Here is a 12722-nt window from a genome sequence, read left to right as displayed (position 1 = left end):
GACGCGACCGGCGGTGACCGGGGGCGCCGTCGTCGGGGACGGCGCGGTGGGCCTGTGCGCGGTGCCGGCCGCCCGGCGGCCGGGTGCCGGGCGCGTCATCGCACCGGGCCGCCACCAGGCCCGTACGGACCTCGCCAGGGCCTCCGGCGCCACCGACGTGGTCGCCGAGCCGTGACGGCGGGGCGCGGTGGGGGACGACCGCGGGCCGCCCCCGGAGGGACGGCCCGCGTCGTGACGTGTGGCTCTCATCCGTGCCAGTGACCGGATGTCAGTGCTTGTAGCGGCTCACCGCGTCCAGCGCGTTCGTGATACCGGCACCGTAGAAGCTGTTGTACCGCTTGCTCCCGGTGCAGGTCGCGTCGATCGTGCCGTCGTTGTTGTAGTCGTACGCCGCCGGGCAGGCCGTGTCGTCGGCCTGGGCGATCAGCAACGACTTGATCACCGCGGCCGAGGCGTGCGGGTAGGTCGACTTGAGCAGCGCCGCCACACCCGCGACGTGCGGGGAAGCCATCGACGTACCGGACAGGTAGCCCCACGTGCCGCCCGGCAGCGTGCCCAGGATGGAGCCGCTGGTGGCCGGCGCGTTCGGGACCTGGTAGCGGTCGCCGCCCGGCGCCGCGATGTCGATGATGCCCAGACCGTAGTTCGAGAAGGAGGACTTGCCCGCCTTCGCGCCGGTGGCCGCGACCGTCACGACACCCGGGAGCTGGGTCGGTATGTCCAGGCACTCGGACGGGTCGATCACCCGGTCGCCGGGGACGGTGTCGTTCGGGCTGGACGAGTCGGTGATGGAGTCGGACGCGAGGTCGTACGCCTCGTTGCCCGCCGCCGCCACATTGACCGTGCCCTTGCTCTCCGCGTACTTCGAGGCCCGGGTGATGGCCTCGACGAGGGCCTTCTGGTCCGGGTCGTTCTTGCAGTTGAAGTACCACGGGTCGGTGTAGTAGCTGTTGTTGGTCACGTCGACCCCGTGGTCGGCGGCCCAGACGAAGCCGCAGACGACGGCCTCGGTGTAGAAGAACCCGGCCGGTGTGGCGACCTTGATGCCGGCCAGCTTCACGCCCGGGGCGACCCCGGTCATGCCGATGCCGTTCTTGGCGGCCGCGATCTCACCCGCCACGTGCGTGCCGTGCGAGCTCTCGCCGGGGTTCGGACGCCAGGCGCCGTCCGTCGTGTCCGGCTTGCCCGTCACGCAGTTGACCGACGCGGCGCGGTCGAAGTTCGGCGCGAGGTCGGGGTGCGTGTCGTCGACACCCGTGTCGATGACCGCGACGGTGACCTTACGGCTGCCGAGGGTCTTCTCGTGCGCCTTGTCCGCCTGGATCGCGGGCAGGTCCCACTGCAACGGCTCCAGCGGGTCCTGCGCGGCGGTCTTGTCCGAGGTCGCCGCGGCGAGCTCCGCGGAGGTGAGCGCGCGGGGCGCGCCCTCGTCCGTGGTGGACTGCGCCGGCAGCGGCGCGGTGCGCGTGGCACCGGCCGAGTCGACGCCCCTGACCTTGCGGACGGACTTCGCGAAGTCCGGGTTCTGCGAGGTCGCGACTATGACACCTATGCGGTCGTAGGAGGTCACGATCGTGCCACCGGCCCGGCCGACGGCCTTCTCCACCGACTTGAGCGTGGAGCGCCCGCCGTGCGTGTTGACGACGTACGACAGCTTGGGGCCGTCGGTGACGACCGGCGCCGAGGCGGCCGGTGCCGCCGGAGCGGCCGTCGCCGTCGCGCCGGGGAGGAAACCGAGCGAAGCGGTGAGCGCCAGACCAGCGGGCAGCGCGAGTACGCGTCTGCGTCTGGATCCCAGATGAGCCATGGGTTCTCCACATCATCCGTGAGAGCCGCCCACGCGCATGACGCGCGTGGACAGGTGCATGATCAGCGAAAACTACCGTCGACCACCCCCGCGTATCAATGACTTCACGGACGGCGAGCCACCGGTCAAGAAGAAAATCCGCCCCGTTCGAGAAGAAAAACCGCCCCGTTGAACCGCTTCGCCACGCCTTCCGTGCCGTTGTCAGAGGGACGCGCAACATCACACGCCTACCCGTGCGAGGTCCCTCATGTCAGTCCCCACCGTGCCCCCGTCACGAGGAGATTCCGTGGCTTCCGATGCACCGCCGCCCCCGGGCGGAACGGACACCAGCCCCGCTCAGCCCGCCCAGGACCGGCCCGCGCACCAGCCCACCACCGCCCAGTACGCCGAGGTGCAGGAGAGCGCCGAGTTCGGCGAACTGCGCCGTACCTACCGCTCCTTCGCGTTCCCGCTGACCGTCGCCTTCATCGCCTGGTACCTGCTGTACGTCCTGCTGTCCAACTACGCGGGCGGCTTCATGGGCACCAAGCTCTTCGGCAACATCAACGTCGCGCTCGTCCTCGGCCTCGCCCAGTTCCTGACGACGTTCCTGATCGCCTGGTTCTACGCGCGGTACGCGTCGCAGAAGCTCGACCCGAAGGCGGACGTCATCAAGTCCCGTATGGAGGCGGACGCATGAGCCACCCACTCCCGCTCCAGCTCGCGGCCACCTCGGACGCCAGCGAGCACCGGCCGCTGATCATCACCCTCTTCGCGCTGTTCGTCGTCGCGACACTCGTCATCACCGTCTGGGCCGGCCGCCAGACCAAGAGCGCCTCCGACTTCTACGCGGGCGGGCGCCAGTTCACCGGATTCCAGAACGGGCTCGCGGTCTCCGGCGACTACATGTCCGCCGCGTCCTTCCTCGGCATCGCCGGCGCCATCGCCCTCTTCGGCTACGACGGCTTCCTCTACTCGATCGGCTTCCTGGTCGCCTGGCTCGTCGCGCTGCTCCTCGTCGCCGAACCGCTGCGCAACTCCGGCCGGTACACGATGGGCGACGTCCTCGCGTACCGCATGCGCCAGCGCCCGGTCCGTACCGCCGCGGGCGCCTCGACCATCGTCGTCTCGATCTTCTACCTGCTCGCGCAGATGGCCGGCGCGGGCGTGCTGGTCTCGCTGCTGCTCGGCATCACCAGCGACGCCGGCAAGATCGCCATCGTCGCGCTGGTCGGCCTGCTGATGATCGTGTACGTCACCATCGGCGGGATGAAGGGCACCACCTGGGTCCAGATGGTCAAGGCGGTCCTGCTGATCGCGGGCACCATCCTGATCACCTTCCTGATCCTGCTGAAGTTCAACTTCAACGTCTCAGACCTGCTGGGCACGGCCGCCTCCAACAGCGGCAAGGGCTCCGCCTTCCTGGAGCCGGGGCTCAAGTACGGCGCCACGGAGGTCTCCAAGCTGGACTTCATCTCCCTGGGCATCGCGCTGGTGCTCGGCACCGCGGGCCTGCCGCACATCCTGATCCGCTTCTACACCGTGCCCACCGCCAAGGCCGCCCGTAAGTCGGTGATCTGGGCGATCGGCATCATCGGCGCCTTCTACCTGATGACCATCGTGCTCGGCTTCGGCGCCGCCGCCCTGCTCAAGCCCGGCGACATCATCGCCTCCAACAAGGCGGGCAACACGGCGGCCCCGCTGGCCGCCCTGGAGATCGGTGGCGGAGCCGGCTCGACCGGCGGCGCCATCCTGCTCGCCGTCATCTCCGCGGTAGCCTTCGCCACCATCCTCGCGGTGGTCGCGGGCCTCACCCTGGCGTCCTCGTCGTCGTTCGCGCACGACATCTACGCCAACGTGATCCGCCGCGGCCAGGCCACCGAGAAGGAGGAGGTACGGGCGGCCCGCTGGGCCACCGTCGCCATCGGCGTCGTCTCCATCGCGCTGGGCGCCCTCGCCCGCGACCTGAACGTGGCGGGACTGGTGGCGCTCGCGTTCGCCGTGGCCGCCTCCGCCAACCTGCCGACCCTCCTCTACAGCCTCTTCTGGAAGAGGTTCACGACGGCGGGCGCCCTCTGGTCGATCTACGGCGGCCTGGCCTCGTCCGTCCTGCTGGTGCTGTTCTCACCGGTCGTCTCGGGCAAGCCCACCTCGATGTTCCCCGGCGTCGACTTCCACTTCTTCCCGCTGGAGAACCCCGGCCTGATCTCCATCCCGCTGGGCTTCCTGCTCGGCTGGGTGGGCACTCTCGTCTCCAAGGAGGAGCCGGACACGGGCAAGTACGCGGAGCTGGAGGTCAAGTCCCTCACCGGCACCGGGGCGCACTGACCCCGCACGCCCCCTCCTGCCCGTCCGGACCCCCCACACCGGGTGAGCGGGCCTCCCCGTGGCCGCGTCGCAGCACCCCGCGACGCGGCCGCGGCGTCTCCCGTGACCTCGGGAATCTGCTGTTGTCGGTGGTCTGACGTAGGCTCGACCTGTCGGATTGCATACACGGTTCGCGACGGAACGGGACGGCCGCGTCGCGGTCCCGAGGGAAGGGGGCCCCACGTGCTCATCGACACCTATGGCCGGATCGCCACCGACCTGCGCGTATCCCTGACGGACAAGTGCAACTTGCGGTGCACCTACTGCATGCCGGAAGAGGGCCTCCAGTGGCTCGGCAAGTCGGAGCTGCTCAGTGACGACGAGATCGTCCGGCTGATCCGTATCGCCGTGACCGACCTCGGAATCACCGAGATCCGCTTCACCGGCGGGGAGCCGCTGCTCAGGCCCGGACTGGTCGGGATCGTGGAGCGCTGCGCCGCGCTGGAACCGCGCCCCCGCATGTCCGTGACCACCAACGGCATCGGCCTCAAGCGCACCGCCGCCGCCCTCAGGAGCGCCGGACTCGACCGGGTCAACGTGTCGCTCGACACGCTGCGCCCCGACGCCTTCAAGACCCTCACCCGCCGCGACCGGCACCAGGACGTGCTGGACGGCCTGAGCGCGGCCCACGAGGCGGGACTGACCCCCGTCAAGATCAACACCGTGCTGATGCCGGGCCTCAACGACGACGAGGCCCCCGACCTGCTCGCCTGGGCCGTCGCGCACGACTACGAGCTGCGCTTCATCGAGCAGATGCCCCTCGACGCCCAGCACGGCTGGAAGCGCGACGGCATGATAACGGCCGGTGACATCCTCACCTCGCTCCGTACGCGCTTCACCCTCACCGAGGAGGGCGGCACCGAGCGCGGCTCCGCCCCCGCCGAGCGCTGGGTCGTCGACGGCGGCCCGCACCGCGTCGGGGTCATCGCCTCCGTCACCCGCCCGTTCTGCCACGCCTGTGACCGCACCCGGCTGACCGCCGACGGACAGATCCGCAACTGCCTCTTCGCCCAGGAGGAGACGGACCTGCGGGCGGCCCTGCGCTCCGACGCCCCGGACGGTGAGATCGCCGCGCTCTGGAAGCGCGCCATGTGGGGCAAGAAGGCCGGCTCGGGCCTCGACGACCCGTCCTTCCTCCAGCCCGACCGGCCGATGTCAGCGATCGGCGGCTGACCCCCCGGCGGCCGGCCCCCGTTCCCACTCCGCCAGTGTCACCACGTCCTTGAGGAACCCGCGCACACCGAGGAACGAGGACAGGTGCTCGCGATGCTCGTCGCAGGCCAGCCAGGTCTTACGGCGCTCCGGCGTGTGCAGCTTCGGGTTGTTCCAGGCCAGCACCCACACGGCGGGGGTACGGCACGCCTTGGCGGAGCACACCGGCGCGGAATCGGCGGCGGAAGCCGTGGCGGGATCCGTGGTACGGGGCGGGACATCGGGAGCGTCGGGGGAGTTCACCCGTCCACCCTAGGCGCTACTGTCACACGCCCCCAAGGACGCGTCCGGCACATCCGGCAGCCCGAAAAGGCGACGCCGAGCAGCCACGGGGGGAGCTGCCCGGCGTCGGTCCGTCGCTCCGACGGGGGATGCGGAGCGCCTACGAAGTATGTCACGGGCAACGGGGTGCGGTGCACCGGAACTTCACGATTGATCTGAGCTTTTCTTGAGCTTTGCGCTCCGCTTCCCGCCCCCGGAGCGAGCCGTTACCCGCCGGTTCTACCGACGGGTCTACTCACCGGTCGGGTGTACGGATTCCGTCGCCGCCGGCGCCGCCACGGGCGCGATCGCGGGCCGTACCGGAGCCGGGACGAACGTCGAGGGCAGCGAGGGGGCGTTCTCCCGGCCCGCGTTGGCGATCACCACGGCCACGTACGGCAGCAGCACGCCGAGGACCAGGGTGACGACGGCGACCGGCCGCTCCACGTTCCACAGCACGACGGTCAGGATCACCGACAGGGTCCTGACGGACATGGAGATGATGTAGCGGCGCTGCCGGCCGCGTACGTCCTCGGCGAGACTCTGCCTGGCCCCGGTGATCCGGAAGACCTCGGTGCTGCTGCCGCGCTTCCGCATCACACTTCACCATCCGATTCCCACGCCGGTCCCTACCCCGGACCGGACCGCGTCCACGGTACGCCCGGCCACCCGCGCGCACGAGGGCGGGGCACCGGCCATCCTGGCCGATGTGCCCCGCCCCGTGGGTCAGGCGCAGGTGCCCGCGCGTGTCAGCCCGCCGTGACCTCGATCGCGGCCAGGTTCTTCTTGCCCCGGCGCAGCACCAGCCAGCGGCCGTGCAGCAGGTCGCCCACCGCCGGCACACTCTCCGCGTCCGTGACCTTGACGTTGTTCACGTACGCGCCGCCCTCCTTGACCGTGCGCCGCGCCGCCGACTTGCTCGGCGCGAGCCCCGCCTCGGTGAACAGATCGACCACCGGGCCCAGTTCGGAGAACCGGGCGTGGGGCACCTCGGAGAGCGCGGCGCTCAGCGTCGCCTCGTCGAGGTCCGTCAGCTCGCCCTGGCCGAAGAGCGCCCGGGACGCGGCGACGACCGCCGCGCACTGGTCGGCGCCGTGCACCAGCGTCGTCAGCTCCTCCGCCAGCGCGCGCTGCGCGGCCCGCGCCTGCGGTCGCTCCGCGGTGGCCCGCTCCAGCTCCTTCAGCTCCGCCCGGTCCTTGAAGCTGAGGATCCTGCTGTACGTGGAGATGTCACGGTCGTCCACGTTCAGCCAGAACTGGTAGAAGGCGTACGGCGTCGTCATCTCGGGGTCCAGCCAGACGGCCCCGCCCTCGGTCTTGCCGAACTTGGTGCCGTCCGCCTTGGTCATCAGGGGCGTGGCCAGCGCGTGCACGGTGGCACCCGGCTCCAGGCGGTGGATCAGGTCGAGACCGGCGGTGAGGTTGCCCCACTGGTCGCTGCCGCCCTGCTGGAGGACACAGCCGTAGCGCCGGTACAGCTCCAGGAAGTCCATGGACTGGAGCAGCTGGTAGCTGAACTCGGTGTAGCTGATGCCCTCGTCGGACTCCAGCCGCCGGGCGATGGACTCCTTGGCGAGCATCCGGCTTACCCGGAAGTGCTTGCCGATGTCCCGCAGGAACTCGATCGCGGACAGGCCCGCGGTCCAGTCCAGGTTGTTGACCATCGTGGCCGCGTTCGGCCCCTCGAAGGACAGGAACGGCTCGATCTGCGACCGCAGCCGGCCCACCCACCCCGCGACCGTCTCCGGGTCGTTCAGCGTCCGCTCGGCGGTGGGCCGGGGGTCGCCGATCTGTCCGGTGGCCCCGCCCACCAGCGCCAGCGGCCGGTGCCCGGCCTGCTGGAGCCGGCGCACGGTGAGGACCTGTACGAGGTGTCCCACGTGCAGGCTGGCGGCGGTCGGGTCGAAGCCGCAATAGAACGTGACGGGACCGTCCGCGAGCGCCTTGCGCAAGGCGTCCTCATCGGTGGACTGGGCGAACAGCCCGCGCCACTGGAGCTCGTCGACGATGTCCGTCACGGTCTCTTCTCTCCTCGAACAGATGATGCGTACAGGTGATGAGTAGATCTGGCAGCGGTCAGTCTAGATCGGTCACACCCCGCGGCTGACCGAGCTCATGTTGAAATCGGGGACGCGCAGGGCGGGCATCGCGGCCCGGGTGAACCAGTCGCCCCACTCGCGCGGCAGCGTCTTCTCCGTGATCCCGGCCTCGGTGGCCCGCGACAGCAGGTCGACCGGCGACTCGTTGAACCGGAAGTTGTTCACCTCGCCGACGACCTCGCCCTTCTCCACGAGATACACCCCGTCCCTGGTCAGGCCGGTGAGCAGCAGCGTCGCCGGGTCGACCTCGCGGATGTACCAGAGGCACGTCAGGAGCAGACCGGGGCCGTCGTGCCCGGTGGCCGCGACCATCTCCTCCAGGGTCCGCTCGCCGCCCGCGTCCAGGACCAGGTTGCCGATGCTGGGCGCGACGGGCAGGCCGGTCAGTTCCGCGCTGTGCCGGGTGGTGAGCAGGTGCTCCAGCCGGCCGTCCCGTACCCAGTCCGTCGCCGTCAGCGGCAGACCGTTGTCGAAGACGGACGCGTCGTCGCCGGAGGAGTGGGCGATCACGAACGGCGCGCACTCCAGACCCGGTTCGCCGGGCGCGCTGCGCAGCGTCAGCGGCAGCTCGGAGAGCGTCTCGCCGACGCGGGTGCCGCCGCCGGGGCGGGAGAAGACCGTACGGCCCTCGGCGGCGTCGCGGGCCGCGGAGGACCACAGCTGGTAGATCAGCAGATCGGCCACGGCGCTGGGCGGCAGCAGCGTCTCGTACCGCCCGGCGGGCAGGTCGATCTTCCGCTCGGCCCACGCCAGGCGCTGGGCCAGCTCCGCGTCCAGCACCCCCGGGTCGACGTCCTTGAAGTCGCGGGTGGCCCGGCCCGCCCAGGCGGAGCGGGTCCGGTCGGGCGACTTGGCGTTCAGCTCCAGAGTGCCGCTCGGCTGGTCGTGGCGCAGCCGTACCCCCGTGGACGTGCCCAGGTACGTCGACGTCAGCTCGTGGTTGGCGAAGCCGTACAGCTCACGGCCGCCGGCCCGGGCGCGGGCGAAGGCCTCGCCGAGCGCGGGCGCGAAGTCCGTGAAGACGGCGGAGGTCGTCTCCGCCGGCGCGTCCGTGAAGTCCCCGGAGACCGGACCGGCCGCCACCAGCGGCCGGGCGTCCTCGGCGGGCCCGGCGCCCCGGGCGGCGGCCTCGGCGGCCCGTACCAGCGGCTCCAGGTCGTCGGCGGTGACCGCGGACCGCGACACCACCCCGGACGCGGTGCCCTGCGCGCCGTCGACCGTCGCGATGACGGTGAGCGTACGGCCCCGGGTGACCCCGTTGGTCGTCAGCGCGTTGCCCGCCCAGCGGAGGTTCGCCGACGACTGCTCGTCGGCGATGACCACACAGCCGTCGGCGGTGGACAGCTCCAGCGCGCGCTCGACGATCTCGTGCGGCCTGGCCGTACGGCCCGTGGTCGTCCCGCTCTTCGCGCCGCTCATCGGCCCGCCTCCTGCGTCGTGTTGAGGATGTTCACTCCGCGGAAGAGCGCGGACGGGCAGCCGTGCGAGACCGCCGCGACCTGGCCCGGCTGGGCCTTGCCGCAGTTGAAGGCACCGCCCAGGACATACGTCTGCGGCCCGCCGACGGCCTCCATCGACCCCCAGAAGTCCGTCGTCGTCGCCTGGTAGGCGACGTCGCGCAACTGGCCCGCGAGCTTGCCGTTCTCGATACGGAAGAAGCGCTGCCCGGTGAACTGGAAGTTGTAGCGCTGCATGTCGATCGACCACGACCGGTCGCCGACCACGTAGATCCCGCGCTCCACCCCGCCGATCAGGTCCTCCGTGGCGAGCCCGCCCGGATCGGGCCGCAGCGACACGTTCGCCATCCGCTGCACCGGCACATGGCCCGGCGAGTCCGCGTACGCGCACCCGTTGGACCGGCCCAGACCCGTCAGCTTCGCGATCCTGCGGTCCAGCTGGTACCCGACGAGCGTGCCGTCCTTCACCAGGTCCCACGACTGGGCCTCGACGCCCTCGTCGTCGTACCCGATGGTGGCGAGCCCGTGCTCCGCGGTCCTGTCACCGGTCACGTTCATCACCGACGAGCCGTACGCCAGCTTCCCGAGCTGGTCGAAGGTGGCGAACGAGGTGCCCGCGTACGCCGCCTCGTACCCCAGCGCCCGGTCCAGCTCCGTGGCGTGGCCGATCGACTCGTGGATCGTGAGCCACAGGTTGGACGGGTCGACCACCAGGTCGTACGTCCCCGCCTCGACGCTCGGCGCCCGCATCTTCTCGGCGAGCAGCCCCGGGATGCGCTCCAGCTCGGAGTCCCAGTCCCAGCCCGTCCCCGTCAGGTACTCCCAGCCCCGCCCGGCCGGCGGCGCGATCGTCCGCATGGAGTCGAACTCGCCGGAGTCCGAGTCGACGGCGACGGCGGTCAGCTGGGGATGCAGCCTGACGCGCTGCTGCGTGGTGACCGTGCCGGAGGTGTCCGCGTAGAACTTGTTCTCGTGGACGGTGAGCAGCGACGCGTCCACGTGCGCCACGCCCTCCGCCCGCAGCAGCCGCGCGCTCCACTCCGCGAGCAGCCCGCTCTTCTCCTCGTCCGGTACGTCGAACGGGTCGATCTCGTACGCCGACACCCACGTCTTCTCGGCGTGCACCGGCTCGTCCGCCAGCTCCACCCGCTCGTCGGACCCGGCGGCGGCGATCACCTTGGCGGACAGCTTGGCCATGGCCACGGCCTGCCCGGCGACCCGCGCCGCCGCGTCCATCGTCAGGTCCACCCCGGAAGCGAACCCCCAGGCCCCGCCGTGCACGACCCGGACCGCGTACCCGAGGTCCGTACTGTCCGAAGAACCGGCGGGCCGGGCGTCCCGCAGCCGCCAGGCCGCGCCGCGCACCCGCTCGAAGCGGAAATCCGCGTGATCGGCACCGAGCGCCCGCGCCCTCGCGAGCGCGGCGTCGGCGAGTGCCCGCAAGGGCAACGCCAAGAACGTCTGATCTACCTCATGGGGCACGGCGGCCTCTCCTCAACTCACACTCGGCACGTTACCGGCAGTGAATCACGCGTCACCGGTCTGGTTACGGACACCCGTCCTACGCCCCACCGGACCCGGCGCGCCACGGGAATTCGCCCGCGCACTGCCCGGGGTTCTGTAGGGAACCGACAGGGTTGGCCGTCCGGCACTGTCAGAGGCGATTCTTCACGAGCAGGGCAGTACCGATAGGTTTTCGGCAGACCAGACCGCTGAGGAAAGGGTGATCCGATGAGCCGCTCGGTTCTCGTCACCGGAGGAAACCGGGGCATCGGCCTCGCCATCGCCCGCGCCTTCGCGGACAACGGCGACAAGGTCGCCTACACCTACCGCTCCGGCGAGCCGCCGCAGGCCCTGACGGACCTGGGCTGCCTGGCCGTTCGCTGCGACATCACCGACACCGAACAGGTGGAGCAGGCCTACAAGGAGATCGAGGAGAAGCACGGTGCCGTGGAGGTGCTGGTGGCCAACGCCGGTATCACCAAGGACCAGTTGCTGATGCGGATGTCCGAGGACGACTTCACGTCCGTCCTCGACACCAACCTCACCGGCACGTTCCGCGTCGTGAAGCGGGCCAACCGCGCCATGCTCCGCGCCAAGAAGGGCCGGGTCGTGCTGATCTCCTCGGTGGTCGGCCTGACGGGCCAGGCGGGGCAGGCGAACTACGCCGCGTCCAAGGCCGGCCTGGTGGGCTTCGCCCGCTCGCTCGCCCGCGAACTGGGCTCACGGAACATCACCTTCAACGTCGTCGCCCCCGGCTTCACCGAGAGCGACATGACGCGGGTGCTCACCGACGAGCAGCGCGCGGACATCGTCTCGCGGGTCCCGCTCGCTCGTTACGCGCAGCCGGAGGAGATCGCCGCCGTCGTGCGGTTCCTGACCTCCGACGACGCCTCGTACATCACTGGAGCCGTCATTCCCGTTGACGGCGGATTGGGCATGGGTCACTGATCACATGAGTGGAATCCTCGCCGGCAAGCGCATCCTCGTCACGGGGGTCCTCACCGAGTCCTCCATCGCCTTCCACGCCGCCAAGGTGGCGCAGCAGCAGGGCGCCGAGGTCATCCTCACCGGCTTCGGCCGGCTGACCCTCGTCGAGCGCATCGCCAAGCGCCTGCCCGAGCCCGCCCCGGTCATCGAGCTGGACGTGACCAACCAGGAGCACCTGGACGGTCTGGCCGACCGGATCCGCGAGCACCAGGGCGCCGACGCGCGCCTCGACGGCATCGTGCACTCGATCGCCTTCGGCCCGCAGGGCGCGTTCAACTTCCTGGAGGCCCAGTGGGAGGACGTCGCGACGGCCGTCCAGGTCTCCGCGTACTCGCTCAAGTCCCTCACCATGGCCTGCCTGCCGCTGATGGAGCGGGGCGGCTCGGTCGTCGGCCTCACCTTCGACGCGCAGGTCGCCTGGCCCAAGTACGACTGGATGGGCGTGGCGAAGGCCGCGCTGGAGTCCACCAGCCGCTACCTCGCCCGTGACCTGGGCGCGCGGAACGTCCGCTGCAACCTGATCTCGGCCGGTCCGCTCAAGTCGATGGCCGCCAAGTCCATCCCGGGCTTCGAGTCGCTCGCCGACGTGTGGAACCACCGGGCCCCGATGGACTGGGACATGTCCGACCCGGAGCCGGCGGGCCGGGGCGTCGTCGCCCTGCTGTCGGACTTCTTCCCGAGGACGACGGGCGAGATCGTCCACGTCGACGGCGGCGTGCACATGATGGGCGCCTGACCCTTCCGTACCGCGTCCTGTTCGCGTTCTGCGGAAGCCGCGTGATCGTCCCCCGGACGGCCACGCGGCTTCCGTGTGTCACGGAGCGTGTCCGCCCGAGTCGAAAAGAAGGCCGTTTCCCCGCAGACTGGGCAGAACGGACCAGATCGCTCCGGTCGGGACGGTCGTGGCGGGGGAGGAGGTACGGGGATGCGCAGAGTGCGTCGTGCGGTGATCGCGTTCCTGGCGGCCCCGCTGATCCCGCTGGGGCTGACGGTCCTCTCGGAGGTACGGGAGCGCCCCGCGCCGCCCGCCGGCCCGCCCGCCGCGACGGC

At 70.7% G+C, this 12722-nt stretch carries 11 protein-coding genes and 1 pseudogene; 6 read left to right on the top strand and 6 right to left on the bottom strand.

Translation table 11 applies throughout. The features are described 5' to 3' along the window. Positions 1–169, top strand: a pseudogene (locus GT042_RS03760) (IMP dehydrogenase); the annotation flags it as partial. A gap of 99 nt (positions 170–268) precedes the next feature. Here GT042_RS03760 and GT042_RS03755 read toward each other — a convergent pair. Then, positions 269–1807 (bottom strand): S8 family serine peptidase, encoded by a 1539-nt coding sequence (locus GT042_RS03755; RefSeq protein WP_161307262.1) that lies wholly within the window; start codon positions 1805–1807, stop codon positions 269–271. 286 nt (positions 1808–2093) lie between these two features. Between GT042_RS03755 and GT042_RS03750 the strand changes: the two genes are divergently transcribed. From GT042_RS03750 to moaA, 3 genes are all read left to right on the top strand, one after another. Continuing rightward, positions 2094–2486 carry a DUF485 domain-containing protein gene (locus GT042_RS03750; protein WP_161307261.1) on the top strand — a complete coding sequence of 131 codons (393 nt, stop codon included), beginning with the start codon at positions 2094–2096 and terminating at the stop codon, positions 2484–2486. After that, complete coding sequence (locus tag GT042_RS03745; RefSeq protein WP_161307260.1) at positions 2483–4114, top strand: cation acetate symporter; 1632 nt, start codon at positions 2483–2485, stop codon at positions 4112–4114. Before GT042_RS03750 ends, GT042_RS03745 begins: the two co-directional genes overlap by 4 nt. Positions 4115–4336: 222 nt before the next feature. Next, positions 4337–5326 (top strand): GTP 3',8-cyclase MoaA, encoded by a 990-nt coding sequence (gene moaA / locus GT042_RS03740; RefSeq protein ID WP_161307259.1) that lies wholly within the window; start codon positions 4337–4339, stop codon positions 5324–5326. On the opposite strand, the gene GT042_RS03735 is transcribed toward moaA, so the two are convergent. From GT042_RS03735 to GT042_RS03715, 5 genes are all read right to left on the bottom strand, one after another. Beyond that, positions 5309–5530 carry a hypothetical protein gene (locus GT042_RS03735; RefSeq protein WP_161307263.1) on the bottom strand — a complete coding sequence of 74 codons (222 nt, stop codon included), beginning with the start codon at positions 5528–5530 and terminating at the stop codon, positions 5309–5311. The two genes, moaA and GT042_RS03735, sit on opposite strands and share 18 nt — an antisense overlap. 348 nt (positions 5531–5878) lie before the next feature. Continuing rightward, positions 5879–6223: a DUF3099 domain-containing protein gene (locus tag GT042_RS03730; RefSeq protein ID WP_161307258.1), complete on the bottom strand. Its 345-nt coding sequence runs from the start codon at positions 6221–6223 to the stop codon at positions 5879–5881. A 152-nt stretch (positions 6224–6375) separates the two neighbouring features. Further along, complete coding sequence (gene tyrS / locus GT042_RS03725) at positions 6376–7644, bottom strand: tyrosine--tRNA ligase (RefSeq protein WP_161307257.1); 1269 nt, start codon at positions 7642–7644, stop codon at positions 6376–6378. 72 nt (positions 7645–7716) lie between these two features. Next, on the bottom strand, positions 7717–9144 hold the full coding sequence (locus GT042_RS03720; RefSeq protein ID WP_161307256.1) for a metallopeptidase TldD-related protein: 1428 nt from the start codon (positions 9142–9144) through the stop codon (positions 7717–7719). Beyond that, positions 9141–10664 carry a TldD/PmbA family protein gene (locus GT042_RS03715; protein WP_161307255.1) on the bottom strand — a complete coding sequence of 508 codons (1524 nt, stop codon included), beginning with the start codon at positions 10662–10664 and terminating at the stop codon, positions 9141–9143. The genes GT042_RS03720 and GT042_RS03715 overlap by 4 nt, the downstream gene beginning before the upstream one ends. 249 nt (positions 10665–10913) lie before the next feature. Between GT042_RS03715 and fabG the strand changes: the two genes are divergently transcribed. Both fabG and fabI read left to right on the top strand, forming a co-directional pair. After that, positions 10914–11633 carry a 3-oxoacyl-[acyl-carrier-protein] reductase gene (fabG, locus tag GT042_RS03710; protein ID WP_161307254.1) on the top strand — a complete coding sequence of 240 codons (720 nt, stop codon included), beginning with the start codon at positions 10914–10916 and terminating at the stop codon, positions 11631–11633. A 4-nt stretch (positions 11634–11637) separates the two neighbouring features. Then, complete coding sequence (fabI, locus tag GT042_RS03705; RefSeq protein WP_161307253.1) at positions 11638–12408, top strand: enoyl-ACP reductase FabI; 771 nt, start codon at positions 11638–11640, stop codon at positions 12406–12408. Positions 12409–12722: the final 314 nt, after the last annotated feature.

The organism is Streptomyces sp. SID3212, from assembly GCF_009865405.1.
In the GTDB taxonomy this organism is placed as follows: Bacteria; Actinomycetota; Actinomycetes; order Streptomycetales; family Streptomycetaceae; genus Streptomyces.
This window is presented reverse-complemented; position numbering and strand designations above follow the sequence as displayed.

Excerpts from the sequence above, each read along its gene's own strand:
- GT042_RS03755 (WP_161307262.1), bottom strand. The coding sequence starts at position 1,807 with ATGGCTCATCTGGGATCCAGACGCAGACGCGTACTCGCGCTGCCCGCT.
- GT042_RS03745 (WP_161307260.1), top strand. The coding sequence starts at position 2,483 with ATGAGCCACCCACTCCCGCTCCAGCTCGCGGCCACCTCGGACGCCAGC.
- GT042_RS03730 (WP_161307258.1), bottom strand. The coding sequence starts at position 6,223 with ATGCGGAAGCGCGGCAGCAGCACCGAGGTCTTCCGGATCACCGGGGCC.
- GT042_RS03720 (WP_161307256.1), bottom strand. The coding sequence starts at position 9,144 with ATGAGCGGCGCGAAGAGCGGGACGACCACGGGCCGTACGGCCAGGCCG.
- fabG (WP_161307254.1), top strand. The coding sequence starts at position 10,914 with ATGAGCCGCTCGGTTCTCGTCACCGGAGGAAACCGGGGCATCGGCCTC.
- fabI (WP_161307253.1), top strand. The coding sequence starts at position 11,638 with ATGAGTGGAATCCTCGCCGGCAAGCGCATCCTCGTCACGGGGGTCCTC.